Annotated in this window: 21 protein-coding genes and 8 pseudogenes; 15 read left to right on the forward strand and 14 right to left on the reverse strand. The window is 61.2% G+C overall.

Annotated elements, in window-relative coordinates; genetic code table 11:
- Window positions 1-45 precede the first annotated feature (45 nt).
- The 4 genes and pseudogenes from DM992_RS40035 to DM992_RS40050 all read right to left on the reverse strand — a co-directional run.
- A pseudogene (locus DM992_RS40035) lies at window positions 46-309 on the reverse strand (transposase); the annotation flags it as partial.
- A gap of 515 nt (window positions 310-824) precedes the next feature.
- Complete coding sequence (locus tag DM992_RS40040; RefSeq protein WP_111021776.1) at window positions 825-1499, reverse strand: response regulator; 675 nt, start codon at window positions 1497-1499, stop codon at window positions 825-827.
- Window positions 1489-3684 (reverse strand): PAS domain-containing sensor histidine kinase, encoded by a 2196-nt coding sequence (locus tag DM992_RS40045; RefSeq protein WP_239511586.1) that lies wholly within the window; start codon window positions 3682-3684, stop codon window positions 1489-1491. Before DM992_RS40045 ends, DM992_RS40040 begins: the two co-directional genes overlap by 11 nt.
- Window positions 3685-3726: 42 nt before the next feature.
- A complete protein-coding gene (locus DM992_RS40050) occupies window positions 3727-4113 on the reverse strand; it encodes a response regulator (RefSeq protein ID WP_111021777.1) in 387 nt (128 codons plus the stop codon).
- Between the two features lie 405 nt (window positions 4114-4518).
- Between DM992_RS40050 and DM992_RS40055 the strand changes: the two genes are divergently transcribed.
- The 4 genes and pseudogenes from DM992_RS40055 to DM992_RS40070 all read left to right on the forward strand — a co-directional run bounded on the left by DM992_RS40055 (window position 4519) and on the right by DM992_RS40070 (window position 7530).
- Window positions 4519-4872: a DUF4148 domain-containing protein gene (locus DM992_RS40055; RefSeq protein ID WP_111021778.1), complete on the forward strand. Its 354-nt coding sequence runs from the start codon at window positions 4519-4521 to the stop codon at window positions 4870-4872.
- A 223-nt stretch (window positions 4873-5095) separates the two neighbouring features.
- Window positions 5096-6256 (forward strand): HoxN/HupN/NixA family nickel/cobalt transporter, encoded by a 1161-nt coding sequence (locus DM992_RS40060; RefSeq protein WP_111021779.1) that lies wholly within the window; start codon window positions 5096-5098, stop codon window positions 6254-6256.
- Window positions 6249-6709 (forward strand): annotated as a pseudogene (locus tag DM992_RS40065) (hypothetical protein). Before DM992_RS40060 ends, DM992_RS40065 begins: the two are co-directional and overlap by 8 nt.
- Before the next feature lie 150 nt (window positions 6710-6859).
- Window positions 6860-7530: pseudogene (locus DM992_RS40070) on the forward strand (SDR family oxidoreductase).
- Window positions 7531-8046: 516 nt separating this feature from the next.
- Here DM992_RS40070 and DM992_RS40075 read toward each other — a convergent pair.
- The 3 genes from DM992_RS40075 to DM992_RS40085 are packed head-to-tail and all read right to left on the reverse strand — an operon-like array spanning window position 8047 to window position 9699.
- Window positions 8047-8487 (reverse strand): DUF3331 domain-containing protein, encoded by a 441-nt coding sequence (locus DM992_RS40075; RefSeq protein WP_204356236.1) that lies wholly within the window; start codon window positions 8485-8487, stop codon window positions 8047-8049.
- Window positions 8487-8762, reverse strand: coding sequence for a hypothetical protein (locus DM992_RS40080; protein ID WP_162631873.1), 276 nt, complete (start codon window positions 8760-8762; stop codon window positions 8487-8489). Before DM992_RS40080 ends, DM992_RS40075 begins: the two co-directional genes overlap by 1 nt.
- Window positions 8749-9699 carry a helix-turn-helix domain-containing protein gene (locus DM992_RS40085; protein WP_204356239.1) on the reverse strand — a complete coding sequence of 317 codons (951 nt, stop codon included), beginning with the start codon at window positions 9697-9699 and terminating at the stop codon, window positions 8749-8751. Before DM992_RS40085 ends, DM992_RS40080 begins: the two co-directional genes overlap by 14 nt.
- A 623-nt stretch (window positions 9700-10322) precedes the next feature.
- Here DM992_RS40085 and DM992_RS40090 point away from each other — a divergent pair.
- The 5 genes and pseudogenes from DM992_RS40090 (at window position 10323) to DM992_RS40110 (ending at window position 15090) form a co-directional block, all read left to right on the forward strand.
- On the forward strand, window positions 10323-10739 hold the full coding sequence (locus tag DM992_RS40090; protein WP_239511587.1) for a BON domain-containing protein: 417 nt from the start codon (window positions 10323-10325) through the stop codon (window positions 10737-10739).
- A 441-nt stretch (window positions 10740-11180) separates the two neighbouring features.
- A pseudogene (locus DM992_RS40095) lies at window positions 11181-11889 on the forward strand (IS3 family transposase); the annotation flags it as partial.
- Between the two features lie 680 nt (window positions 11890-12569).
- Complete coding sequence (ltrA, locus tag DM992_RS40100; RefSeq protein WP_111021784.1) at window positions 12570-14087, forward strand: group II intron reverse transcriptase/maturase; 1518 nt, start codon at window positions 12570-12572, stop codon at window positions 14085-14087.
- Between the two features lie 80 nt (window positions 14088-14167).
- Window positions 14168-14647, forward strand: a pseudogene (locus DM992_RS40105) (IS3 family transposase); the annotation flags it as partial.
- A gap of 140 nt (window positions 14648-14787) precedes the next feature.
- Complete coding sequence (locus tag DM992_RS40110; RefSeq protein WP_111021785.1) at window positions 14788-15090, forward strand: DUF2471 family protein; 303 nt, start codon at window positions 14788-14790, stop codon at window positions 15088-15090.
- A 289-nt stretch (window positions 15091-15379) separates the two neighbouring features.
- Here DM992_RS40110 and DM992_RS42150 read toward each other — a convergent pair whose 3' ends face one another.
- The 5 genes from DM992_RS42150 to tatA all read right to left on the reverse strand — a co-directional run bounded on the left by DM992_RS42150 (window position 15380) and on the right by tatA (window position 19930).
- Window positions 15380-15610, reverse strand: coding sequence for a hypothetical protein (locus tag DM992_RS42150; protein WP_162631874.1), 231 nt, complete (start codon window positions 15608-15610; stop codon window positions 15380-15382).
- 1053 nt (window positions 15611-16663) lie between these two features.
- Window positions 16664-17659, reverse strand: a complete 996-nt coding sequence (locus DM992_RS40120; protein ID WP_111021787.1) for an NAD(P)H-quinone oxidoreductase — start codon at window positions 17657-17659, stop codon at window positions 16664-16666.
- Window positions 17656-18033, reverse strand: coding sequence for a carboxymuconolactone decarboxylase family protein (locus DM992_RS40125; protein ID WP_111021788.1), 378 nt, complete (start codon window positions 18031-18033; stop codon window positions 17656-17658). The genes DM992_RS40120 and DM992_RS40125 overlap by 4 nt, the downstream gene beginning before the upstream one ends.
- A gap of 13 nt (window positions 18034-18046) precedes the next feature.
- Complete coding sequence (locus DM992_RS40130; protein WP_111021789.1) at window positions 18047-19483, reverse strand: NAD-dependent succinate-semialdehyde dehydrogenase; 1437 nt, start codon at window positions 19481-19483, stop codon at window positions 18047-18049.
- Window positions 19484-19693: 210 nt separating this feature from the next.
- Window positions 19694-19930: a Sec-independent protein translocase subunit TatA gene (gene tatA, locus DM992_RS40135; RefSeq protein WP_111021790.1), complete on the reverse strand. Its 237-nt coding sequence runs from the start codon at window positions 19928-19930 to the stop codon at window positions 19694-19696.
- On the opposite strand from tatA, the gene DM992_RS42155 reads away from it, so the two are divergent.
- Window positions 19929-20327, forward strand: coding sequence for a hypothetical protein (locus DM992_RS42155; RefSeq protein ID WP_162631875.1), 399 nt, complete (start codon window positions 19929-19931; stop codon window positions 20325-20327). The two genes, tatA and DM992_RS42155, sit on opposite strands and share 2 nt — an antisense overlap.
- Here DM992_RS42155 and DM992_RS40140 read toward each other — a convergent pair.
- Entirely contained in the window at window positions 20318-21823 is a 1506-nt protein-coding gene (locus tag DM992_RS40140; RefSeq protein ID WP_162631876.1) for a class II fumarate hydratase, read from the reverse strand. The genes DM992_RS42155 and DM992_RS40140 overlap by 10 nt on opposite strands.
- A gap of 288 nt (window positions 21824-22111) precedes the next feature.
- The gene (locus DM992_RS40145; RefSeq protein ID WP_111021792.1) at window positions 22112-22669 is read right to left on the reverse strand and encodes a hypothetical protein; all 558 of its coding nucleotides are present in this window, start codon (window positions 22667-22669) and stop codon (window positions 22112-22114) included.
- Window positions 22670-23177: 508 nt separating this feature from the next.
- Here DM992_RS40145 and DM992_RS40150 point away from each other — a divergent pair.
- The 5 genes and pseudogenes from DM992_RS40150 to DM992_RS40175 all read left to right on the forward strand — a co-directional run.
- Window positions 23178-23282, forward strand: a pseudogene (locus DM992_RS40150) (transposase); the annotation flags it as partial.
- 68 nt (window positions 23283-23350) lie between these two features.
- Window positions 23351-23740 (forward strand): transposase, encoded by a 390-nt coding sequence (locus tag DM992_RS40155; protein WP_111021793.1) that lies wholly within the window; start codon window positions 23351-23353, stop codon window positions 23738-23740.
- Complete coding sequence (locus DM992_RS40160; protein WP_111021794.1) at window positions 23737-24099, forward strand: IS3 family transposase; 363 nt, start codon at window positions 23737-23739, stop codon at window positions 24097-24099. The genes DM992_RS40155 and DM992_RS40160 overlap by 4 nt, the downstream gene beginning before the upstream one ends.
- A gap of 50 nt (window positions 24100-24149) precedes the next feature.
- Window positions 24150-24889: pseudogene (locus tag DM992_RS40165) on the forward strand (IS3 family transposase); the annotation flags it as partial.
- Between the two features lie 513 nt (window positions 24890-25402).
- Window positions 25403-25717, forward strand: a pseudogene (locus DM992_RS40175) (group II intron reverse transcriptase/maturase); the annotation flags it as partial.
- Between the last annotated feature and the right edge of the window lie 52 nt (window positions 25718-25769).

Here is a 25769-nt window from a genome sequence, read left to right on the forward strand (position 1 = left end):
AACTTTACTAGACTCCGGCTGGCCCTGTTTGTAGGGGGCAGGTCAGCTGAGCGCGAACCCTTGCAGTGCGCGAAGCGGCAGGTGAAAGACCTGCTTGAGGCCGAGCAGCATCTGTACGAGTGCATCCGGGCAGACGCAAGGGCGGCCACGGGAGCGTACGTCCAGCTCGGGCGGCGCTGCGAACAGGCTTGGGTCGATCCACATCGTCACATCCCCTCGAGCAATGAGGCCCGCGTTGTACTGCGCCCAGTTCTTGACGCGGTATTTGGCTTTGAAACTCGCTTGCTTGCTGGTCGTGTCCTTGCGCATCTGCTCGGCAAAAATCGAGAATGTACGCAGGAAAACGAACTGTTAACAGAGCTACGCCCGGACGCCGTTGCGCGTAAACGTCAGCATGTCGCGGACGGATTTTTGCAACAACGCCACGATCGGGCCTGGGCACATGTACTCGACTTCGGAAAGGTATCGGCAATTTATCCGGTTGAACTACAGCAACACATGGTCGGCAGCGATCGAGCAAGCCGTCATCACCATCGGCCGGTTGGCTACGTTCTGCGCGTGCTGAGCGACAGTAAGCGGTGCCCATCATCGAGCGCGCCGGCAGCACTGCTCGGAGTGTCGATGTTAATACAGGCTGTTGCTGCCGGTGCGGCACGTTGGAGCGATCCTCCGCCACTACCACTGGGATATCGACCGCAGTTTCAGGAGCTCGCTTTTCCAATCACGAAGACACCATCTTTCTCGGGACCTGAGCATGCTTGTCGATTCGAACGGCGACGCGCGCTTGCCCGTCGAACGCGACCGACACGGCGCGGCATGCGGACTCAAGTTTCGCGAATCCGCGGCGCTGCGCCGGAACCGGTGGGCCGATCGATGCCCAGGGCCTCGGCTTTTTTGACGAAGTCGGCCAGCGAACGTGCATCCATCTTCTTCATCGCCTGTCCGCGATGGATCTTCACTGTAATTTCGCTGAGGTTCATTTCGGCCGCAATCTGTTTGTTCATCAGTCCGCTCGCGACGAACGCCATCACTTCGCGTTCGCGCGCCGACAGGGTCGCATACCGGCCGCGCAGATCGGCGAGTGCGCGCTGTCCGCTCTTGCCTTGCTCATCGTGCGAGAGCGCCGCAGCGACGGCATCCAGCATGTCTTGTTCGCGGAATGGTTTCGCGAGGAAATCCATCGCGCCGGCCTTCATCGCTTTCACCGACATCGCTATGTCACCGTATGCGGTCATGAAGATGATCGGCAGCTGCAGATCAGCGGCCGCAATCTGTTCCTGAACCGCAAGGCCGCTCTGGCCCTTTAGGCGAACGTCGAGGATCAAGCAGCTCGGTACGTCAGGTTTGGTGAACGCGAGAAATTCTTGCGCGGTCGCGAACACCTGAACACGCAGTCCTACCGACCGAAGCAGCATGTCGACAGCCGTACGCATCGATTCGTCGTCGTCGACGACGTAAACGATAGGCTGCTCGGCCGAATCCTGCGCGTCAGTGCTCATTAGACATTTCCTCCTCGACTGGCAAAACGAACTGCATTATGGCTCCCGGACATGCGCGCACGTCGGCCCAGATACGGCCGCCGTGCGCTTCGACAATTGATCGGCAAATTGACAGCCCCATTCCCATGCCATCCTCCCGGGTCGTGAAGAACGCGCTGAACAGGCGGTCGAAATCCGCGTGCCGGATCCCCGTGCCGCTGTCCTGCACAACGACGTGCGCGTGTCGATCGTCGAACGCATGCGTGCTAATGCGCAGTCGGCGCGCGCATGGCTCGACGCCCGACATTGCCTGCACCGCGTTCATCACGAGATTGATGACGACCTGCTGCAGTTGCACGCGGTCGCCGCACACTCGCTGCAGCGACGCCGAATAGTCGACTTCGACCTCGACACGCTGGCTGTCGAGTTCACGCCGCAAGAGCCCGAGCGATTCTCGCACAACCGCATTCAGATCGAGCGACGTCTGCTCAGGTGCTCGTTTCCGTGCCATGGCGCGAATCTGCCGAATCACGTCGGACGCCCGCGTGGCATCGCGGATCATCTGGCCGACCGACTGCTGTACCTCGTCCAGATCCGGCTCCGGCCGGTCGATCCAGCGCAGTGCTGCATTGCCCGCCGCCACGATTGCGGCGAGCGGCTGGGTGACCTCGTGCGCGATCGACGCGGCGAGTTCGCCCAGCATCGTCACGCGTGTCGCGTGCGCGAGCTCAGCGGTGGAACGGTCGAGCGCGTCCTGCGCGGCGACGCGTTCGGTCACGTCCATCAGCGCGCCGACGTATTCGGCATCGACCGGGTGCGGCATCAGATGGGTTATGTAATGAACGTGCTTGATGCGGGCATCGGGCATCATCAGCCGGAACTGGATGTCGAGATACGGTTCGCCGGCCATCAGCCGACGCCATCCGCCCGTCACCTGCGATACGTCGTCCGGATGGGCTCGCTCGACGATCTTCTCGACGCTCGGCATTGTGTTGCGTGCCAGCTCGAATATCCGGTACGTTTCGTCGGACCACCACATTCCGCCGTCCGGCAGCCGCATCGCGATGCTCCCAGTGTGGCTAAGGCGCTGTGCGTCTGACAACAATGCTTCGCTGCGGCGCAACGCATGCTCGGCCTGCTTGCGCGCTTCGATGTCCGTATTCAAGCCGTACCAGCGGACGACGCGGCCGCTGTCGTCGCGCAGTGGCTCCGCGCCAATGTGTACCCATCGATAGACGCCGTCCCCGCGCCGGATTCGCGCAGCGCCCTCGAACGGAGAGCATGCCGCGACGGCGCGCTTCCACGCGGCGTGCAGCGCATCGACGTCGTCGGGATGGACGATGGCACGCCAGATGTCTTCGTCCCTTTCTGCGATCGAGACCCCGAACTCGTCCCAGCGCCTGTTCACGTAACCGACCTTGCCGTCGCCGTCCGAACTCCACACCATTCCCGGTATCGCGTCGATCGTCGCCCGCAGTTCGTTTTGCTGACGCTGCAGTTCGCTTTCCATGCGCTTGCGGTCGGTAATATCGTTGTTTGCCGCGAGGATCGCGACCGGTTTGCCGCCGGCATCGCGCCATAGCGCAAGCCGGCTCGAGATCATGACCGTCTTGCCGTCTCGGCGCACGCGCTGCAGTTCGCCCTGCCATTGTCCGTACTTCAGTACGGCTCGGCGAATGTCATCGAGCGGCACCGAAGTGTGTGATTGCATCAGCACGTTAACCGGCTGACCGATCGCCTGCTGCGCGGTCCAGCCGTACAGTGCTTCCGCGCCCTGGTTCCAGAACGCGATCCGGTCGTGCAGGTCGTAGATGACGATCGCGTCGTGGGTCAGGTCGAGCAACCGAAGCCGCTCGCGCAAGATCGCGGTGTTCGAGAGATTGCGCAGCGCGAGCCATGCCGTGGTGATGATCGCGAGCAGGCTCACGCCACAGCGCGCGAAGGTGCCGCCCGAATAGCGTTCGTTATGCGACAGCGCGAGCGCGGCCAGCGTGAGCGCGATGCACGCGCAGGCGGTGATCGAGGTCACACGCCGCGAGCCGGCCGATGCGACTAGCAGCACGACGACCACGTAAAGCACCGCGATCGCGATTCCTAGCGGCGTCACGTCGACGATGAAGACCGCCACGGCCAACGCGCCGGCCAACAAGTACAGCACGCACGCATCTTCGCGCCAGGGTCTACAGGTGTTCTCGTTCAGCATCATCGTCTTTCCGCAGCGCGCCGCACGAAGAAAGGGGAACACGGATCAGCGTGCCTCATCTGTCCCGCCCGGCCTCATCGAGTCCAGTTGACGCGCCACTTCTGCGGCGTCCACTGGTTTGCCGAGCACGCAGAGGGCGCCTATGTCGAGCGCCTGCCGCCGGACCGTATCGGACGCGAACGCAGAAATGAATATGACCGGCAGCACGATGCCGCTGTCGACCAGGCGTCGATACATCTCCAGGCCCGACATGCCAGGCATCTGGACGTCCGAGATGATGCAGCATACGTCGCCCATGCCGTCCGCCGCGAGAAACTGTTCCGCGGACGCATAGAGGCGGGCCGTCCAACCAAGGGAACGCACCAGGCTCGACGTTGCGACGCGCACGGATTCGTCGTCGTCGACAATCGAAACGATCGGATTTTTCTGCAAACCTGGGGCCCTCGGCCGAAATCGTACGGTGGGCGACGCGATACTGTCGCCCTGACCTTAGCCATCTTAGAGAAATTGGTGATCCGCGGAAATCATATGTACGTATAGTCGCGGCCGCTCCCGCCTGCTTCCGGACCCCGGCAGGACCGGCGACCCGCCGTCGCGCGGCCAGCCTGCGCCGCTCGCGATCCGGCGAATTCGCAGTATTGCGTGCGTTCGCGTAACGAGCCACGGCCTGCAGTCCCTATATTGCACGCGTGGACCATCGATCAACAGCCGGCACACCCTCTTCGCCGCGAGTCTCGTAGTCCGCCGCCTTGAACGATTTCAACGTAGCACAGGTCGTCGCCAGCGTGCTTGCACGCATTTCCACTGTCCCCATTTGATACAAGAAGGAGCGTCATCATGAAGAACATCGCCGCCTCACTGATTCTGGGCGCCTGCGCGCTGATTCCCGCCGCCGGTTACGCGCAAACCGCTGCACCCATCACGCGCGCACAGGTGCGCGCCGACCTAGCCCGCGTCGAACAAGCAGGCTATCTGCCGTCGCGCTCCGACGACGAAGATTACCCGACCGACATCCAGGCCGCCGAAGCGAAAATCGCTGCGAACGACACACGGCAGGCACACGCGGAGGGATTCGGCGGCGCCCCCGAATGGGGCAGGAGCGCGGCCGGATCCCACGCCACGCGCACTGTCGCGAAGGGGGGAAGCTGCGTCGGACCCGCCAGCTTCTGCAATCCGTACTTCGGCAGCTGAACTACGCTGCTCCGCCCGCGCGCAAAGCCAGCGCGCGCGGCGGGACGGCGCGATTGGCACGCGCATAACGGGCCGATCCGCTCGGGATCGGCAAGGAATCGGTCACGTCGAAACCGTCGCCAACGTTCCCGTACATTCCGAAAACCTTACGCCGGTCCGGCGTTTCCCTCGCCGCGGGTCCGCGCGTTGTCGGGTCCGTCCTACTTCCTTTGACGAGGCTGCCATGCTTGCACGTCGACAACTAGCGCCGGCCGGCACCGACCGAACACACCGACACCGAGCCACGTCGATCAATCTTGGGGCGATCGCGATCGTCGCATTCATCGTTCTGTTGTACGTCGTCGGCTGGGGTACGCTGATCGCACTGATCGTCCCGCAGCCTCTGAGCGTCGGTTCCGGTGCGTCCGGAATCGGCGCTGGAATCACCGCGTTTTTGCTCGGCATGCGCCACGCGTTGGATGCGGACCACATCGCCGCGATCAACAACACCATGCGCAAGCTGCCCCGTGAAGGCCAACGCTCGGTGAGTGTCGGCTTCGGGTTTTCGTTCGGTCAAGCGAGCATCGTATTTGCCCTCGCCGTGCTCATCTCGCTCGGTATGCGCTCGCTGTCCGGGCATGTGGTCGACACCGGATCGACGCTGCACGCGCTGACCAGCGTGCTCGCCGCCGTGGTATCGAGCGTATACCTCTACGCGATCGCGGCACTGAACGTCGCCGCGTTCTACGACCAATACTCAGCGTTCTGCGCGATGCGCATGGGTCGTTACGACGCAGCCCAGCTCGAGCGGCGCATTGAATCGAGCGGTCTTGTCTCACGCGTGCTTCCACCGCTGATGCGCATCGTACGCAAGCCGACGCAGGTGTACTCTATCGGCCGGCTGTTCGGAGTGGACTTCGATACGGCGACCGCAATCGCGCTGCTGGTGCTAACCGGGTCGGGCGCCGCGTCCGGTCTGCCGTGGCACGCGACTCTCTGCCTACCCGTGCTGTTCGCGGCCGGCATGCTGCTTTTTGACCCAATCGACGGTTCGTTCCTGCACGTCGCGTGTGGATGGACCCTCGCGCAGCCCCTTCGCAAGATCTACTACAACTTAGTCGTAACCGGCCTCTCGATCGGCATTGGGTTCATCATCGGCACTGTCGAGGTGCTCGGTCTGCTCAACCACGCACTGAGCATGCACGGCGCAGGCGGCACATGGCTCGCGGAGCTGGATCTGAACGACCTCGGCTTTGCGATCGTCGGCCTGTTCGGTGGAACCTGGGCCGTCTCGATCGCGATCTGGAAATTCAGGCGGATCGAGCAGCGCTGCGCCACGGCCGCGGCCCATAGCATTCCGCAACGTTACAATTACTTGCCTTCAGAGGGCATCTACCATGAGTAAATTCATGCTTGTCACCGGGGCGTCCAGCAGCTTCGGCAGGCTAACGGCCGAGGCGCACTCGTACGCGTTTCCGGCGTCGACATGCACCCAGCCGAACTCACCGCACTGTCCGACGCGTCGTTCGATTACGCCGTCCCAGAAGTGATCGAACAAGCAGGCCCCATAGGCGTCCTAATCCACAATGCCAGCCACGTGGGTCTCGGCCGGGCCGAAGCGGTCACGCCGGGCACGAATCATTTCGCGCACACAAGAACGCTGAGCGACGTCGCGCATGCCACCGAATACGACGCGGAACCCTATACAGACTTCGGCCGTGAAGTCCGGGAAGTGTGGGCCGCGATCGTGCGAGTCGGAGTGGCGGCCGCCGGCATCCGGCCGCTTCGCGTACACGTCGATCCGACCGAAGACGGCGCGACCGTTTGCTTCAAGGTGCTCGATCAGCGGCACGCATAAATGTTGCATTGCTTCGGCCTGCCCGATTTCTGTCACCGCGCGTCCCGACGCCGAATTAAGCGTATCGCGCGCCGTTGCCCCCGAACCCGATTGTCCGCGAGACCGGGTTCGGTCGCGCGACTTGTCGCGTCAGCGGCTGCGCTGCAACTCATCGACGGAACTCTCACATCTCAATCGTCCGGCAAGATTGCGCCGTACACTTTTCGCATGGCGTCGGCGCCGACATCGCGGTTCGCCGCACGCACTATGGGTTTAGGGACACCGTCACTATGCGAGTGATGCGGCACCGGCGGAAGAAGTCGTCGCACGAATCCGCCGGGTGGGCGACGACGCGTTGCTCGTCAAGGGCGACGCAACTGATCCGGCGGCTACCGTCGCGATGCTCGATTCGGCAGAAAAGGCGTATGGCGGTACCGAGCTCGCGGTCGACAATGCCGGCGTAACGCTTCAGGCGCAGATCGCCGAACTAGACGACGCGACGGCCGGATAATGAACCTGACGACGAGCATAAGCGACGTGTATTTGCCGACCCACGCGGTGTACATCGCGACGCAGTGCGCGGTCGAAGGGCTGACGCAAGTCCTCGGACAGGAACTGCGCGGCCGTCGCATCAGCGTGAACGCGGTCGCGCCAGGCCGGTCGCCACCGGGCCGCTCCTTGCTGGCAAGCCTGGAACTCATCGAACGCATGGAGAAGCTGAATCCGATTGAACGCCGTGGTCAACCGGAGGCCCTCTCGACCATCATCGCACTCCTCGCTAGCCCCCGAACGGTGGCGGTATCAATAACCATGTCGTGCGCGAGAACGGCGGTATGTTGTAACGAGCACCAGGCGGACCCGCGTGCACCGGGGGGCGGATTACGCGGACGGCGTAAGGGGCCCCTGCCGACAATCACGCGAACGTGGCTGCATCGGCGTTGTGCGCGCCACCTTCCGTCGTTCGACAAGAATGCCTTCCTGAACCCAATCGTCATCCGCCTGTTGAAAGCGCTATGCCTGTCGAGCGCCGTGGCACTTGCCGCCTGCATAGTCGGCGCGGTTCAGTCGCCGCGGTTGGTCGATTCGATCAAAGCGGTCTTTTCGGATATGGAATTGTCGCCGACCGCGGTGCGCTCAAGCGGCCGCCCGCATGGAACGCCGCGAATCATCCCGCCACGCCGCGTCGGTTAGGTGTCAACACGCGGCGCTATCATGCGGCTCCCCGCCCCGCGTGGTTACCCACACGCGATCGGGCAATGCGAAACACTTGACCTAACGAGATATGAGAGGGGCGACGCCTACGGCGTGCGCACCGCGCCAGCGCGCGCGGCCGTACGGTAGGCCACGCGCGCGTACACTCACGCCCGTTCCTCGATACGCTCCAGCACCGATGCAAGAATCATCGCACCAGCATTGATCGGTACCGGACGCGTCGGACGCGGCCGGTAAACCGGATCGCCGGGCTCGATCGGACACCCGCTCACTGCGCACACGCCGCGGACGCGCGCGCGCACCGTCTGCCATGCCTGATCGCCATACGAGCACCGCGTCGCATCGTGCCAGGCGATCGACACGGTCGTCGCACTCTGGCGTTCGATCACCCTGATCGCGACAGCTCGCCGTTCGGAAATTGGGTACGTCTTAATTCTCGCGTCGGTGCCCGCGCGCGTGCGACGCACCTCATTCGCCTCGCGCGCCCGCGCGGACGCTTGCACGTCGCACGGCGCACACAGCTGCGTGAGCAGGCCGAGGGTCTGAGTCCACGGATCGACATCTACCACGTTTGTCCGAATTTCCATCACCGTTCCTCTCCGTTGTATGAAGCCATCGCTCTTTCCTGCCGCGCGTCGCGCACCAGCACCGTTGTGTACCGGCCCGCTGCGCGGCCCGATACGTCGTCCCATACGTGCGCTGCGCCGCCGCCCGTGCGGACGAGGCGCAACGTCGTCGTGTCGCGCGTTGGTGCGGGCATCGGTTGCGGCTGCCGCCGCGTGTCGTCGTCCACGCGTTGAGTGCCGCACAGAAACCCCTCGCTGACAGCGAGGAACGCGCTAATCAGATCACCGTTGTTCATGGTTGTTCGTCCTCCAGCTGCAAGGCGTTTGACCGACGAAGCGCTTGAAAACCGTCGTGAAGTGGGCCCGCGAGCGAAAGCCGGTGCTTAGTGCCACATCAAGCACGTCGTGACGAGATTCCAGCAGCAGCTGCTGTGCGCGCTCAATCCGGCGGCGCATCAGGTATTCGTGCGGACGCAGCCCTGTAGCATGACGAAACTGCGCGGCAAAATGCATGCGCGTGAGACCGGCACTCTTCGCCATGTCGGCAAGGCCAATAGGATCGTCTAGATGCGCGTCCACGTATTCGACCACGCGCCGCATTCTCCACGACGGCAGTTCGGCAGTCCGTCGTGCACCGCGCTGCGACACCGAGAAGTAACGAGAGATGACGCGGGACACGATCGCGAGGCTGACACCGTCGGCAAACACCTTCCCGAGCGCACCGTCTCGTGTGTGCGACACCGCGAGCGCCTGGCCGAGCCGCTCCAGCGCCGGATCGCGGATTAGGCGCGGGTCGGCGATGACGATATCGCCCGACGGCGGCCGGACGAAGAGGTCTTCGTAGCATTCGGCGAGCACGCGCTGCGACGCAAACAGATGAAGAACGTCGCTCGCGCCGTGGAAGTCTGCCCGGCAGTGCACGCCTGGAGCAGTAACTTGCACGGCGCCCGCGGTCACGCGCCCGTCGACGAGCACACGCCCCGCATGCGCGAACGTCAGCGATGTGCATTTCAGGCTGATGCCGATGCAGTGCAATCGAGCGCTACCGCCTTGCGACACGGCGACGGATGTCGCTTCCTGTCGCGTCCACCGCGAGAGCGCCATGTCAGCCTGCGGCGCCGCGTCGGGCTCGCGCCAGTCACGCTCGAGCTTGATTGGATCGTGCGCGGCCGGCAGCCGACCGCACGCGTCGACGCCGTCGACGGAACTCGGGAGGTTTGGCAAGGAAAGCATCATGATGGTTTTCCGAAGGGATCGTAGGACGATGATCGGCAGTGATGTGCTGCATGCACTCAACGTTAGCCAATCGGTACCGCAAGGGCCAGCCGTACATAGGGATGCGTGAAAGCGACAATGGGTGGGGCGCGTCATATCGAGGTTTAATGCCACGATGCGGACACATTCCGGCGGTTCGCCCTCACCGTGCGGCGCGGAGCCCGCATGGCGCCGCCACACACCGGCATGGGCGCGATCGAACGAGGCATCGATCCGGCGAGTGCGTTCATACCTTCGTATGATCCAGGCGATGCGATCGGGTAGCGCGGCGGCGACGATCGTCGAACCCATCCCACGGCCCTGCAAGCGCATACTCCACCCGCAACGGTGACCGCGCACTTTCCGATATGCACGACCGCGACCGGACGGTGCGCAGGAGGTGCGGGCGCCGCGCGCCAGTACCGTGCCTGTGGACAAGCCGGCGTGCATTCCGGCAATCCGGACCGGAGCGCAGAGGCGATACTCCAGTCACCCGAACGACGATGATATCGATGCGCCATGCGACGCAGGCGCCGTCCAGCGCCTTAGTGCGCCGGCGGTTCGCTCGCGCGGCAATAGCACCGGTGCGTCGTTGGCGGGGGATGTCCACATACGCTCGGGCCGAGCGTCCACGCGCGGCTCGGCGCTACCTTCAACGAGAGGAAAACATGCGTCCGATTAAGCTCGCTGTATTGGCACTCTTCCCGCTCTTCACGATGACAACCGCCGCAGTCGCGCAGACTGCGGCCCCCGATTCGGTGTCTGCCGTATCGACACCCGGCAAGAAGCAACTCCGCCGCGCGAACTGGCACGCCGAAATGCAGGTCCGCAAGGCGCTGACGTCGACGCGCGGCCTCGCGACGTCGGACATTCGCGTCATCGCGCGCGGAAACACGGTCACGCTCGACGGCACTGTTCCCGACGACACTCAAATCGAACTGGCGCAAACCGCGGCGCAGGCTGTTGCGCCGGAGAACTTGGTGGTCAACCACTTGTCCGTGAAGGAAGCTGGACATTGACGCGAGCATGACCGCAGAGGTATTCGCCGCGTCGGCGGCGCGCCGTACGAAGCCGCGATCCTGACCGGCCCGGGCGAAATCGCGCTGCCGACGTTCGGTCCCGACGCTTTCGATCTCCATCGCACTTTGTGCCCCTGGCCAAGACGATCATCTTCCCACGCGCAGCGCGGACGCTCCTCGACGTCGCGGACGTCGCGCGCCAGGCACCGCCCGGTCAACAGGATCTACACGTGCTCGCGCGCGATCTCACTTCGCACGCGAACGAGTTCGGCGCTCTCGACGTGGGAGAGCTTCGACATGCGCGCGGTTCGGAAGAACCAAGGTGTTCCGCCTAGGTATCGCTTTCCCGATGCTAGTCCAACCTGGAGCGATCTCTGAGCTTGCCCCCGAAAAACGAATCCCTTGCTGAGCGTTTAAACTCAAGCAAGGAGAGTCAAGAAGATGAGCAAGACGAAACGGGCGCGCTACACGCTCGAATTCAAGCTGGAAGCGGTTCGGCTGGTAAAAGCCGGTCAGAGCGTTGCGGCGGTGGCCGCGACGCTGGACGTGCCAGCGCAGTCGATTTCCAACTGGGTCAAGGCTGAGCAGGAAGGCAAGCTTGGCGGAGCGGGCACGAGGCCGGTAAGACCGGAGCAGATGGAGTTGTCGAGACTTCGTGCGGAATTGGCGCGGCTGAAGATGGAGCGCGATATCCTAAATAGGCTTGTGCGTACTTCGCGAAGGACTCGACGTGAAGTACGCCTTCATCGAACGCAATCGCCGTCACTGGCCGATTTCGGTGTTATGCGAAGTACTCGATGTAAGCCCCAGCGGCTTTCATCAGCGGCGGCAACGTGTTGCGCAGAACAAGCCGCACCGAGGCCGCGTGAGCAACGACGCACTGCTGGCGCACATCAAGGCGATTCACGCAGAGGTCAAGGGTGAATACGGCTGGCCACGCATGTGGAAAGAGCTGGTTTCACGCGGCGTACGCGTGGGCAAGGAGCGAGTTCGCAAGCTGATGGCGCAGCATGGTATCCGCGCACGGCACAAGCGCAAGTACATCGCAACGACGAACTCGAACCACAACCTGCCGGTCGCGCCGAACCTGTTGGAGCGCAACTTCACGGCGACAGCGCCGAATCAGGTCTGGACGAGTGACATCACGTATGGTACGCCCAGCCAGCGTAGCCCGCCCGTACGGGGGTGAAGCTGCTTGAGCATGTTTGGAATGCAGGACCCGGAGGAGTTGACGTCGCAGTACCGGGGCATGCCCTTCCTCTGCTGCGAGAGGAAGTGAGCCGAAGCGGCGGTGACTTGCTGACACTGGCAAGGTGACGTAGTCCGTGGGAAACGGGGCTTGCGGCGAAGCGGTTACGCCAAGATGAGCCTCCAGGCTGAGCATGGGACGGTTGAGGAACACGAACCTGTTAAACCGCATCTGAGGGTTGGAATGTCACCCCTGCCCACACCGCTTTACGGGCAGGACGCGAACTGGCGCCGGTCACACGTATGGCCCGGCGGCACGAATGCCGATTGGATATGTAAGCTGGTCAGCATGGGACCACGGGGAGCGCGCAGCTAGACCGTGGTGTTCGCGACGACTTGCGGCAAGCAAGGGTAAAGACTGCGACAGGCAACCTTGCCCATGCGTTGAGTCCAGCATGTGAACTGGGGAAGGTCTGCACGGATGCCAAGGGAGTGTGCCCCCGATGACGTGCAGACTGGCGGAGCCTCCGTAGTAGTCCGAGGTCGGGAAAGCCGGCTACATGGCGAAGGGAGGCAGTTGAAGTGGTTTGCTTGGTTAATTAGCTGACCATAGAGAGGTGAAGACCTTTGATAATCAGTGAAATGCAGAGCAAACTGGCGACATGGTCGACGGAGAACAAAGAGCGCAAGTTCGATCGACTCCTGAGACTGATTGCCGATAGAGATTGGCTGAGTGAAGCGGCTCGCATTACGCTGGCATCCAGTGGAGCTCGCACGCCGGGCGTGGACGGAGTCGACAGACGCATGCTGGAAGCAAATCTCCAGCATGAATTGGCGACGATACGCGAAGAGCTGTTGGCGGGCTCGTATAGTCCGCGGCCTGCACGACGCGTGTATATACCGAAAGCGAACGGCAAGCTCAGGCCGCTTGGCATTCCGAGCCTGCGGGATCGGATCGTGCAACGGGCCATGCTGATGGCGATGGAGCCGATATGGGAGAGCGATTTCCATCCGGTTTCATATGGCTTCAGGCCTGCCCGTAGTGTGCATCACGCGATTCGCACGGTGAAGCTTCAGTTGCAGGATGGTGGCGAACAAAGTGCCGCTGGACGCTGGGTCATCGAGGGCGACCTCGCCAGCTACTTCGACACCGTTCATCATCGCTTGCTTCTGAAGGGAATCCGCAAGCGGATCGCCGACCAGCGCCTCCTTGCCCTGCTCTGGAAGTTCATCAAGGCAGGATGCGTTGATCGTGATCTGTTTCGTGCCGCGAGTGAAGGCGTTCCTCAGGGCGGCGTCATCTCGCCGCTCCTATCCAACATCATGCTGCACGAATTCGATGCGTGGATGGAAAGGAACTACCTGAGCAAGAAGGTGCGGAAGGATCGGTGGGCGTGGAACTTCGCGATTCTCAAGCAGCGTCCGATTACTGTTCGAGAAAAACGGCAGTGGAAACCAGCTATTGCCTACTGTCGGTATGCAGATGACTTTGTGATCGTGGTCAAGGGAACTCGCGAACATGCCGAGGCAGTGCGCGAAGCATGCCGAGAGTTCCTCGAAGGCGAACTGAAGCTCACGCTGAATATGGAGAAGACCCATATTACACACGTGAACGACGGTTTCGTATTCCTCGGTCACCGCATCATCCGCAAGCGTGGATCACGTGGCCGCATGCGGCCGGTAACGACCATTCCGTGGGAGAAGTATCGAGGCTTTGCCGGGAGGCTCGTCAAGCAACTGTCGGGCAACTACGGCATGAACCGGATGGACCTGATGGAAAGCCTGAACCGGCAGATCGCCGGCTGGGCCGCCTTCTACCAATACACCGACTTCACGGCCACCATGTTCAGAAAGCTGGATCGCACGGTCTTCTGGAAATTCGGCTACTGGCTCGCGCGCAGGTATCGGCGAGGGTTCAGGTCGCTGATGCGCGACTACGTCCGGGCGCCGGAGCCGGGACAGGCTGCAACATGGGTGCTGCAGGGCCAAAACAGTCGAGGTTGGTATGGGCCGGTGGCGCTTCGGCGTCTTGTTACCAGTCGGAAGGGCCAGTTCAGGTGGCGTAGCCCGTCGGAAAATCCGTACATCATGCGCGATGAGACACGCAGCACCATCGAATCGCGCTATGCCGATGTCGCCTTTGCTATGAGCAACGCTTGAACGGAGAGCCGGATGCGCTGAGAGGTGCAAGTCCGGTTCGGGGAGGAGAGGCCGGGAGATAGCTCGACTACGCCCGGTCTCTTACTCCACTGGCGACGGCCGAAGGTTGGCTGTATCTGGCCGCCATAATCGACCTGTTTAGCCGGCAGGTGGTGGGCTGGTCGATGCAGCCGCATATGAAGGCCGAGCTGGTCACGGACGCGCTGCGCATGGCATGGTTCCGGCGCCGCCCAGAAGCCGGCGTGATTGTGCATAGCGACCGTGGCAGCCAGTATTGCAGCGGACTCTTCCAGGACACGCTCAAGGCGTACGGCATGCGTTCGTCGATGAGCCGGCGTGGCGATTGTTGGGATAATGCGCCGACCGAAAGTCTGTGGGGTTCGCTGAAGGTCGCACGACTGCACGGTCGGCACTTCGTGACGCGGCGTGCTGCGATGGATGAAATCGTCGACTGGCTTGGTTTCTACAATGCCCGCCGACTGCATTCGACATTGAACTACGTCAGCCCCATGACGTTCGAGAAGAATTGGGCCGCAGCTCAACGAGGGCAAGCGGCCTGATGGCTTCAGCTATGGGATTCGTGGAACAGGGGCAAGGTCACTCGGTCGGTCGCCGGCGCGGATCGGATGCAACGGAGATTCAGATCGCTGCATCGCCCACCCAAAGTTGGTCTGCACACCACCACACGATACGTTCGCCCATGGCACTGTTCGAAATACCCGAAACATGTGATCCGGAAATCGATCCGGTGCTGTTCAAACACGCGCTCAAACGCGCCACAGAAGACTTGCGTCGAATCGTGATGTCGATTACGGAACGCTATTTCAACTCGGGCGTGGCGGTCGCTGTCACCTGGCCTGCTCTACTCGAAATCGACGAGGAAGCGTTTTGGGACCTCGGTTTCCAAAGCCGAAATGAAGCCGCGGTCCTGGCGGCCCTTCCCCGAATTGGGCCTACGACGTTACCTGGCATCGATTTCAATGGGCTGATTGACTGGCACTAGTCCGCAGCGCCGCTGCCGATCGCCTATCAATGTGTCCGAGAGCATCGGCTGATGTGTCTTCGGCCACACAACAAGACGACGAAGTGTGAGGGTGTCGTAGTGCCAAGCAATCGGTATAGCGGGCAACGGATGTCGTATGCGTAGGCATGGCGCAGACCACATGGCGACGCGCGCGCAATGTACCCACGGCGCTCTGGTAGCCGCCACAACCCAGCCGCCAGAGCGCCCCAACCTTCTGCAGACAAGGGACGCAAATCGTAGGCTCGCGTTATGCCGGAGAACCCAACGTTCAATATATAAGCTCGAATGTGCGATTCGATTCTCTTGCTGTCGGCACGACCCAAGGCTTATCAGCAGCGGCCGCGACGGGAGCCACCGGCGCCGATTGGTGCTCACTCATTCTATCGTCCGGCACGAAGCCCTGTCGGAACGCTTCATCCGCCGCCTCGCCGCCGCGCACGGGTCGCCGGCTGCCTTCGGCCCGGACGACCTCAACTCGTTCTTTGTTGATCTCGACCACCGGTACAAGTCGGCACTACGTCACACTTGAGCTGCCAAAAGCTTCTCAACAGGCTTGGTCGACACCTAGTCGACGTCGGCGTCTGCAAAGACCAATCCGGCGAGCGCCGATACGCTGACGCAGACATGGCAGGAGAACGATCCCGTCGCTGGAAAAAGGTGGAAAACTTATCTCCCTATACGCTTGTGTGCCGGGCTTTGTGCAGCTCCCTTTCCTTCACGTGGCCTGTGAAAATGAGGCAACGGGTGCCAGATCGAGCATCGTAAGGTACTCGGAGTTCAGGACAGTGCGGTCGACGATGGATCGATCAAGCTCCGCTGGCGTCCGGTTGTGTCGCTCGGCGAGATGGGCGGAGTACTGCCCGCACTCCGTCCTCCCCTGATAGCGCCCGACCATCCCGCCAGTAGCCGCAGAATGCCTTCGTTCAGCCAGAACCGGGCTGACTTAACGCCAGAGTGTCAATGAGGCTTCCGAGACCAGTCAGCGTCGAAGCCGCAGGTCGCGAACGCGCAGGCTGCGTCGCTATCGGCCCAGAACCGGTCGCCCTCTTCGAAATAGAGCATTCGCTTTCCTGACTTCGTACGTGCATAGCAGCTGGGGCGATCCAGATGGAGATAGCGATTCCACTATTTCGTGGCACAGCCACGTATCTGCCGTTCTAAGGAAAACTGAAGAGTTTCGACGGCCTCCAAATCAGCTACTTTGCAGGTCGTGTCACCTCTATCCAATAGCCAATTGAATGGACATTCCCCCCTATCCTGTCCATTTCGTCTTCTGGTTTTCCAACCCCGCCTCGATCATCTGCCGAACGTCAGTTCGCCAGGGTCGGTCGCCGAAGTTCCATACCACGCTACTTCCAGCATTCGCCGAATCAAACTCGTTTGCTTTCGGAAAGCCGTCTGACCGCGTCCGTTACGTCCGGAGATTGATAGTGTGCAAGTGACAGGCGCTGCACAGTAAGAGCGCGGACTTCAAAATTCGGCCAGGAGCGGTTACCTATGCGTCTTCGGCGAGCAACCGCTCCGGGGCACACTGCATTCACAACTCGGAACCTCAGGTGCGCTCGTGCATCGTCAGGATGATCTTCCCTACGTTTGCTTCTGATTCCATCCGGCGATGCGCATCAGCGGCGTTTTCCAGCGCAAACGTGCTGTCGACAATGGGTTCCAGGCTGGCTCCACCTGTAAAGCGTTCGAGCCAATGGTCGCGAAAGCGCCGGACCATCGCGTGTTTCTCGCGCTGGTCGCGCGACTTCATCACCGTGCCGATGATTTGCAGATGACGATACAGGATCTGTTCGAGGGCGACGCTCACGTCACCGCCCCCACCCAGAATACCCACCTGCACCAGCCGCCCTCCGTTTGCGAGCGACGCTACGTTCCGCGTGAAATACGGTGCACCGACGAAGTCGATAACCACATCCACGCCGCCCTTGTCTGTATTGTCGGCGATAACTTCCGCGAAGTCCTGCGTCTTGTAGTCGATCGCATGGTCGACACCCAGTTGAACGATCCGTTCCAGCTTCGAAGCCTCGGCGGTCGCGAATATCGTCGCACCGGTTGCGTAGGCCAACTGGACCGCAGCGGAACCTACCCCGCCCGCCGCCGCGTGAATGAGCACGGACTCGCCGCGCTGCAGGCGGCCGAGATGTATCAGCGCCTCGTGCGCAGTCACGAAGACTTCCGGTATCGCAGCGGCATGAACGTAGTCGAGCGCAGCTGGAATCGGCATTGCCATTCTCCAATCGATCCGAGCCATCTCCGCATACGCACCGCCTCCGACCACACCCATGACGCGATCGCCAACCTTGTAGCCCTGCACGGCACCGCCCATTTCGATCACTTCGCCAGCAATTTCGAGCCCCATGATTGTGGAGTCACCGAAGTTCGGCCGGCCGTATCCGCCTCGCCGGTGCGTCAGATCCGCACGATTGACGCCCGCGGCGTGGACCCGTACCAGCAGATCGTCGGGGCGAACCTCGGGTGCCTGGACCTCGGCGAGCTGGAGAACCTCGGCGTCGCCGAAATCCTCGAATGTGATCGCTCTCATTGCGAACCCTCCTGTGTGGCGGATGAATTAGCGGCACTACCTACCGTTTGAATACTTGCGCCGAGTGTCGATTGCGCGACCGCCGACGCCGAGATGGCTGCCGGGAATCCCGCATAGAACGCGAGGTGCGTGATCGCCGCTGACAGCTCTTCCGGCGTGACACCGTTCGTCACGGCGCGACGCAGGTGCGCCGGCAACTCGTCGAGATGGCCCCCCGCGATCAGCGCGGCGACGGTCACGAGGCTGCGGTCGCGCGGCGAGAGCGCCGGATCGCTCCAGATCCGCGGATAGAGCGTGTCGTCGACGAAGGCCGAGAGCGTCGGCGTAAAGGCGCGTGCGGCTTCCCGCGGGCTGCTGAAATCTGCGTGAGACATGTCGATGCTCCTTTTAAACCTGGCTGATGAATTTGCGCGTGAGGTAGTACTGGATGCCCTCGGCGCCGCCTTCCGAGCCGTGGCCGCTTTCCTTCATGCCGCCAAACGGCAGTTCGGTCGAAACGATGCGGTACTGGTTGATGCCGATCATGCCGGCTTCGAGACCGTCCGCGACATCGATGGCCATGCGCGCACTGCTCGTGAACGCATAGGCGGAGAGCCCGTACGGCAGCCGGTTCGCTTCGGCGAGCCCGTCGGCGAGGCCATCGAAGCGCATCAGCACCGCGATCGGGCCGAACGGTTCCTCGTGCATCACGCGCGCGTCCTTCGGCACGTCGGCGAGGACCGTTGGCTCGAAGAAGTACCCGTTGCCCTCGATGCGCTTTCCGCCGGCGAGAACCGTTGCGCCACGTTCCACCGCATCGGCGACGAGTTCCTCCATCTTGGCAAGCTGGCGCGGATTCGCCAGCGGCCCGACCTGCGTGCCCGCAACCATGCCGTTCCCGACCTTGAGCGCGTTGGCGGCACGCACGAAGTGACCGACAAACTCGTCGTAGACTTCGCGCTGGATCAGGAAGCGCGTCGACGAGATGCAGATCTGGCCCGTACCGCGATAGCGATTCGCCGCGCCTTCGACCGCGGCCTTTTCGACATCCGCATCGTTGAATACGAGGACGGGCCCGTGGCCGCCCAGTTCCAGCGTGATGGGCTTGACGCCTTCGGCCGCGCGCGCCGACAGCAGACGGCCGATCGGCACCGAGCCCGTGAACGTCACCTTCCGGATGACCGGGGAGGCTATGAGGTGCTTCGACACCTGGTCGGGCACGCCGAATACGACTTGAAGCACGCCCTTCGGCAAACCGGCGTCATCCAGTGCGCGCGCCAGCGCGAGCGCCGTGGCGGGGCTTTCCTCGCCGGGTTTGATGATAACGCTGCATCCGGCGGCGAGTGCGGCCGAGAGCTTGCGCGCCGGGGTGATCGCCGGAAAGTTCCACGGCGTGAATGCGGCGACGGGCCCGATCGCCTGTTTCTTCACGAGCTGTTGCACACCCCGCCGGTTGGACGGCACGACACGGCCGTCGATGCGACGCGCCTCTTCGGCGAACCATTCGAAGTAGTCGGCGGCACGCAGGACTTCGTCGCGGCTTTCCGCCAGCGGTTTGCCTTCCTCGAGCGTCATGACAGTCGCAATGTGCTCGGCACGCTCGCGCATCAGTTCCGCGCCGCGCTTGAGAATGCGCGCGCGTTCGGCCGGCACGGTATGGCGCCAGACGTCGAACGCCTGAGCGGCGACCTGCAGGGCGCGATCCAGATCGGCTGCCGTCGCCAGCGGGACGCGCCCGATCTCAATTTGCGTGGCGGGGTTGATCACCGGCGCCGTTTCGCGTTCGCCCGCGTCGATCCATTCGCCGTTGATGAAAAGATGCAGTGCTCCGTATCTGATTCCCAAGATACAAACTCCTAAGTAAATTTGTGATTCGAATACAGAAGTAAATCGCGTTCTTCACTAGTCAGACTAGCGAGGTCTATTGGCCCTACTGGGCGTCGTCTAAGGCAATCACTTCTTCAGTTCCGTGGACCGGTTCCTGACGAAAGAACCACGTCTCGGTGCAACACGAGGAATGATGTAGCGAAGGCAGAAAGAATCGATCTTGTCTGATCAGCGAACACTGTCGAAACGCTGCGCCGCTTCGCCGGCATCGAGTGCCGTCACTGCGTCACGAGGTGATGCTGACAACCCCGCCTCAGAAAGCGACTCGACCTCTTTAATACCCTGCTTAAAACCTTTGACCGCAAAACCAAGGTCGCTCCCGATATTGCGAAGTTTTCTTGTGCCAAACACCAGCGAGATGATCGCCAGCACAATCAGCCAATGCCAGACACTCAGAGACCCCATGACAACTCTCCTATTAACCCGCCGCGTCGCTCCCTGCGACGTGCAACTTTTTGTTTACAAAAGCAGCGGTGCGCATCGTCGAAGCTTGACGCCCGTGGTCACCGGTGCAAAGCTGGTCATCAATTCCCGCTTCAATGGATATGACTTGCCAGGTTTCGCCAACGATTGGATCATCCTTTCTACAAGCCATCCTCAAAACTCCAACCGTACACGTCACTGCAAAATTTGCCCGATACCGGCGCCTCGCGGTGGGTTTCCCGCTCACAAGAGAACGCCGGTATCGATGGGATGTCGGCGGTTGTCAGCGCGCCAAAATCCTCGCTACATACCATCAGATCAACATGTGGAGAAATTCGCTTCATTCCCGCGCGACATCACCACGTTTGATTACTCATGAGCGACGTACGGCGTGACCATCTTCTTCGGATCGACGATCCGGTCGAACTCCGCTGCATCGACGAAACCGAGTTTTAATGCGGCTTGCTTCAACGTAAGGTCGTTGTCGTATGCGTAGTGAGCGATCTTCGACGATTTGTCATAGCCGATGACCGGTGAAAGTGCAGTCACGAGCATGAGAGAGCTGTCTACGTCCTGCTTGATCTTCTTCAGGTTCGGCTTCGTTCCTTCGATCAGGAATTTGCGGAAGTTCGTGCATGAGTCGCTCAAGATCGTGATCGAGTGCGTGATGTCGAAAATGATCAGCGGCTTGTACACGTTCATTTCCAGGTAGCCGCTTGCACCGCCGATGCCAGTCGACACGTCGTCGCCAATCACCTGGGCCGCAACCATCGCGAGTGCTTCAGCTTGCGTAGGATTGACCTTGCCGGGCATGATCGAAGAACCCGGTTCGTTTTCCGGGATGATCAATTCAGCAAAGCCCGCGCGCGGGCCGCACGACATTAGCCGAATATCGTTCGCGATCTTGAAAAGCGAGACTGCAAGCGTGCGCATCGTCCCGGACAGGTGAACCAACGCGTCATGCGCTCCCTGTACCGTGAACTTGTTTGGCGCAGTGACGAACGGCAACTTCGTGAGCCGGGCGATTTCCGCCGCCGACGCTTCGGCGAAGCCGGGTGCCGAATTAAGGCCGGTGCCCACCGCGGTGCCGCCCAGCGCAAGGCGGTAGACGCCTTTCAACGCGTCATCAAAGCGCTCGAGGTTGTCCGTCAGCATGCCGGCATAGCCCGACCACTCTTGTCCGAGCGTGATTGGCGTCGCATCCTGCATGTGCGTCCTGCCGATCTTGACAATGTTCTTCCATTCGTTCGCTTTCACTGCGATCGAATCACGCAGCGCAGCTACGGCCGGCATCAATCGTTGTTTGATGTTGATAGCGGCGGCCATATACATCGCCGACGGAAACGAGTCGTTCGACGATTGCGACATGTTCACATGGTCGTTCGGATGGACCGGTGTCTTGCTGCCGAGCGGTGTACCGGCGATCTGGCAGCATCTGTTTGAAATTACCTCGTTCACGTTCATGTTGAACTGCGTGCCGCTGCCGGTCATCCACACGTGCAACGGAAACATGTCGTGATGCTGGCCATCGATTATTTCGTCGCAAACCTGCACAATCAATCGGTGTTGCAGGGCATTTAACCGCTTGCCAGCGAAGTTCGTATTTGCCGCGGCCTTTTTCAGTATTGCATACGTTGTGATCATCTCGCGCGGCATCAAATCACCACCGATGCTGAAGTGCTCGAGCGAACGTTGCGTCTGCGCACCCCAGAGCTTGTCGGACGGAACATTTACATTGCCCAGGCTGTCGCTCTCCTGACGAAAACCGACCTTAAGCGCAGACGTTTGGGCTGCAACGCCCTCAGCGAATGCGGAAGTCCCCGCGACGGCCAGAGAGGCAAGGAGGCTCGACTGGATCATTTCTCTTCGATTCATTTTATCTTCCTTTGAAGGATCACGTGGCTAATCAATGCAATTGGCAATTTTGGTGCGTCACGCAGCCGTGCGACAACAGATACCGGGCGGTGTACTCCACTGCCCTCGCTTATGCTTATCGTGTCAATTCGCCGAAGACAGGATCAAACGCTTTATCAATATAATCAACGCGAATGCCGGCGGCGAACTGATTGCCTACGGAGCGCACCTCGGCATCAGTATTAAACAGATATGAAGGCATCTGCGGAGAGCGACTCCTGCATTGAGTGCTCTCCCGCTTGCCAAGAATCAATGATTTTCTGCAGCCAATCTTGCGCGAGCTGCATGGGCAATGCTCTCAGCGAAGAGAGGGGTCTCTCGGCGGTTATGATCGCCCGACGCGCTCTGCCGATCGCGTGCAGCCTGCTCGAAAGAAACGCCCATTTTCTCGATAAACTCGAGGAAATCGTCGGTCGGACGCGAAATAACGCTGTTCGTATACTCCGTCGTGCCATCGGCCAACGGCTTCGCGATCAGTTCCCAGACTACTTGGACCTTTGTGCGACCGTGTGGCGTGAAAACATCCGAAAGCGAGACCATCCGGCAGTAGTTCTTCTCGGTGATTTCGCCGACGTAGTGCTGTACGACGAGACCGGTGCCGATCTGCTCGACATTGATCGACATCCGCCGACCGTCGTCCGTCCACGTCGCGCCGGCTGCAATATGATCGGGGGGGGCACAGCGCTGATATTCCGCGTCTGGAAGTGCGAAGAGCCAGCTCGCGATATCTATTGCATCGTACGGGACATCAACGACATGGCTGAATGCACTTTGCGAAAGAACGAGATCTGCACGAATCGTGGTCATCGCAAACTCCTTGGAATCGAGAGGAAAGGAAAGTACCGTGAAGAGATTGTCTCGTCCCGAGCACTTCGCCTTTTTCTCGCATGAACGAAAAGGTCGCATATGCACGATTCGCAGTATGTCGGGTTACTTAATTGGATCGCCAAAATCTGAACAGAAGCCGACTCGTATGCGCTCAACATGTGCCACCTGTTCATGAGGACGCGGCACAGGTAGTTTGATTCCCAACCGATCCGGAAGATCGGACCGATGAAGTCACTGGTGCATAGACGACAACCGAGATCGATGGACCAGACGAAGGAGTTTCGGGAGGCGGTTGCTGCCGAAGCGACCGGTCCGAATCGCTCGATTGCCGAGGGACTCGTGCAAACGGCTTGCTTGTCAATATGGTTGCAAGGTGGCGAAGAATCTTGCTAGAAGCGCAGCGTGCACCATTGACCTGCTGACCTGCCCCGTACAAACAGGGCCAGCCGGAGTCTAGTAAAGTTCGTTTTCGGAGAAGAAGACGAACATGAAGAAGCGCTTTACGGAACAGCAAATCATCGGGTTTCTGAAGGAAGCTGAAGCCGGTATGCCGGTCAAGGAACTGTGCAGGAAGCACGGGTTCAGTGACGCGTTGCGGCGGCTCCGGTTTTTCTAGACACAGATTTGGGGTAAAAGACATCATCCAAACTGGAGTCTGAGATGTTGAAGAAGGTAGACCTGCAGGGAGCCGCGCTGGCGGCGACGCAGGGAGCGCGTAGCGCGACCGTAGACGCCGCCAGCGCGGCCGAATTCAAGCGGTGGTCCGTCGGGCGCAAACGTGCTGTCGTCCTGCGTTTGTTGCGTGGGGAATCCGTTGACGCCGTTTCCCGCGAAGTCGGCGTCACGATCGCCGAGCTCGAGCAATGGCGTGAACTCGCCCTGGCGGGCATCGAAGCCAGCCTCAAGTCGCGCCAGACCGATCCGCTGGAGATCAAGCTCAAGGAAGCCGTGCATCGGGTCGGTGAGCTGAGCATGGAGGTCGAGATTCTGCGCATGGAGCGGGAGCGGCAGGAACGTCGCCCTTTGTTCGGACGGAGGTCGTCGACATGAGTCACGCGATCTCCATGACGATCGGCAGGCCCTTCGGATTGCAGCGGGTATGCCGGGTGCTCGACTTCCCGCGTTCGACGATCTATGCCGAACGCGCCAGGACGCTCAGCAACGTCACCCAGCTTGCTCCAGTGCGGCGCGGTCCCAAACCCAAGGTACCGGATCACGAGTTGCTCGCGGCAATCCGTGCCGATCTGGCTCGTACGCCGTTCGTCGGTGAAGGTGCACGTAAGGTCTGGGCGCGCCTGCGCATCCAGGACGACATCCGCGTGTCCCGAACCCGTGTCTCGCGGCTGATGCGCGAACACGGTTTGCTTTCGCCCCACCGGCGAGCGCAGAAACCACCAAACGCGCACTGACCCTGCCTCGATTCCACGTACAGCAAGAAGTTTGATAACTTTTTGACTGTATGGAGAAGAACATGGCAGAGAACGTGGTACCGAGACGGCAGTACACGAAGGAATTCAAGGTTGAGGCGCTGCGGCTGGCTGAGAGCGTCGGTCAGCATGAGGCTGCTCGCAGGCTGGGCGTGCCGGTGGCGACGCTGGGAAACTGGTGCCGTGATCGGCGCGATGGCAGTGCGCAGGCCGCAGCAGGGCCGGCGCCGAGTGCACCGAGCTCAAGTCGTCGTCCGGTCAGCGACCTGGAGGCCGAGAACAGTCGTCTGCGTAAGGAACTGGCCAGCGCAAAACTGGATATCGAAATTCTTCGAAAGGCGACGGCGTACTTCGCGAAGGGGTCGCGGTGAGGTACGCCTGGATTGACGCACATCGCGACCAGTACAGCGTGAGTCGGCTTTGCCGGGTTCTGGGTGTGTCGCGCAGCGGCTATTGCCAGTGGCGCGGCCGGGAGCCAAGTCGGCGGGCACTGGCCAATGCCATGTTGGACGCTGAGGTCGCCGCCATTCATCGTGCCAGCCGCGGCAGCTATGGCCGTCCTCGTATCGTGCGACAGTTGCGTGCTCAGGGCCGGCCGGCGAGCGCCGAACGCGTGCGTCGCAGCCTGCAACGCCAGGGGCTGCGCCCGGTCTACAAGCGCCCGTATCGGGTGACGACGGATTCGACCCATCGCCTGCCGGTGGCGCCGAATCTGTTGGATCGGCGTTTCGATGGCTGGCGGCCCAATCAAGCCTGGGTAAGCGACATCAGTGTGCCGCAGCAAGCGGCGTAGGAGATGAGGGTATGGCCCCTCGCCATCGGCTTGCAGGAGCGGGTGGCAAACCACCATGAGCGGCTTGGGTCAAAAGCCCTGGTCGTGAGCGTCATGGAAAAGGCGTCGGGAAGACGTCAGGTATGAATCAGGAAGACGAACAACCGTGAACTGCCGTTCAAGTGTCGAAACTACTCAGATGACATCAAAACCGGGGAGTGATGTTGCCCTGCGATCAGTCTGGCCGTTACCTGCTTACGGGCCAGGCGGTGTCCGGCATAGAGGCAGCGTCAGCCTGATTCGGGCTCTTACGTTGAACTGCGGGAACCTTCGGTGGCGATGCCAAGCGAAAGGCACAAGCCCGAAAGGCGAGGCCGAAAGTAGCGATGCGCCACCAAGGGGCGGAGCAGCTCGTAGTAGTGTTGAAGCCGCTGTAATGGTGGTGGAGCGAAGGGGCTGCATCATCCCGGTCTGTAGTCGTGTCAACTGCGTGAGCAGGAGGAGCGCGGCTGCATGACCAGACCGTTTGACATTCCTAAAGCGTTAATCTGGAAAGCATTCCAACGTGTGAAAGCGAACGGCGGCGCCGCAGGCGTCGACCGTGAATCGATCGAGCAATTCGAAAGTCGCTTGGGCGACAACCTGTACAAGCTATGGAATCGACTCTGTTCCGGCAGTTACTTCCCGCCGCCGGTCAAAGGGGTCCCGATTCCGAAGAAGTCAGGTGGTGTGCGCATGTTGGGCGTGCCCACGGTTGCTGACCGGGTGGCGCAGACGGCGGTCAAGCTCCTGCTGGAGCCGAAGATCGACCCGATGTTCCATCCAAACGTAAGCGGTCAGGAAAAGACGTCCTAACGTCGTAGTCTTGAATTGGCAGGCC

The organism is Burkholderia sp. JP2-270, from assembly GCF_003233675.1.
GTDB classification, from domain to species: Bacteria; Pseudomonadota; Gammaproteobacteria; order Burkholderiales; family Burkholderiaceae; genus Burkholderia; species Burkholderia pyrrocinia_C.

What these genes read in the sequence shown, in the direction of transcription:
- DM992_RS40040 (WP_111021776.1), bottom strand. Translation starts at nt 1,499, where the DNA reads ATGAGCACTGACGCGCAGGATTCGGCCGAGCAGCCTATCGTTTACGTC.
- DM992_RS40045 (WP_239511586.1), bottom strand. Translation starts at nt 3,684, where the DNA reads ATGATGCTGAACGAGAACACCTGTAGACCCTGGCGCGAAGATGCGTGC.
- DM992_RS40055 (WP_111021778.1), top strand. Translation starts at nt 4,519, where the DNA reads ATGAAGAACATCGCCGCCTCACTGATTCTGGGCGCCTGCGCGCTGATT.
- DM992_RS40060 (WP_111021779.1), top strand. Translation starts at nt 5,096, where the DNA reads ATGCTTGCACGTCGACAACTAGCGCCGGCCGGCACCGACCGAACACAC.
- DM992_RS40075 (WP_204356236.1), bottom strand. Translation starts at nt 8,487, where the DNA reads ATGGAAATTCGGACAAACGTGGTAGATGTCGATCCGTGGACTCAGACC.
- DM992_RS40080 (WP_162631873.1), bottom strand. Translation starts at nt 8,762, where the DNA reads ATGAACAACGGTGATCTGATTAGCGCGTTCCTCGCTGTCAGCGAGGGG.
- DM992_RS40085 (WP_204356239.1), bottom strand. Translation starts at nt 9,699, where the DNA reads ATGCTTTCCTTGCCAAACCTCCCGAGTTCCGTCGACGGCGTCGACGCG.
- DM992_RS40090 (WP_239511587.1), top strand. Translation starts at nt 10,323, where the DNA reads ATGTCCACATACGCTCGGGCCGAGCGTCCACGCGCGGCTCGGCGCTAC.
- ltrA (WP_111021784.1), top strand. Translation starts at nt 12,570, where the DNA reads ATGCAGAGCAAACTGGCGACATGGTCGACGGAGAACAAAGAGCGCAAG.
- DM992_RS40110 (WP_111021785.1), top strand. Translation starts at nt 14,788, where the DNA reads ATGGCACTGTTCGAAATACCCGAAACATGTGATCCGGAAATCGATCCG.
- DM992_RS40120 (WP_111021787.1), bottom strand. Translation starts at nt 17,659, where the DNA reads ATGAGAGCGATCACATTCGAGGATTTCGGCGACGCCGAGGTTCTCCAG.
- DM992_RS40125 (WP_111021788.1), bottom strand. Translation starts at nt 18,033, where the DNA reads ATGTCTCACGCAGATTTCAGCAGCCCGCGGGAAGCCGCACGCGCCTTT.
- DM992_RS42155 (WP_162631875.1), top strand. Translation starts at nt 19,929, where the DNA reads ATGACAACTCTCCTATTAACCCGCCGCGTCGCTCCCTGCGACGTGCAA.
- tatA (WP_111021790.1), bottom strand. Translation starts at nt 19,930, where the DNA reads ATGGGGTCTCTGAGTGTCTGGCATTGGCTGATTGTGCTGGCGATCATC.
- DM992_RS40140 (WP_162631876.1), bottom strand. Translation starts at nt 21,823, where the DNA reads ATGAATCGAAGAGAAATGATCCAGTCGAGCCTCCTTGCCTCTCTGGCC.
- DM992_RS40145 (WP_111021792.1), bottom strand. Translation starts at nt 22,669, where the DNA reads ATGACCACGATTCGTGCAGATCTCGTTCTTTCGCAAAGTGCATTCAGC.
- DM992_RS40155 (WP_111021793.1), top strand. Translation starts at nt 23,351, where the DNA reads ATGTTGAAGAAGGTAGACCTGCAGGGAGCCGCGCTGGCGGCGACGCAG.
- DM992_RS40160 (WP_111021794.1), top strand. Translation starts at nt 23,737, where the DNA reads ATGAGTCACGCGATCTCCATGACGATCGGCAGGCCCTTCGGATTGCAG.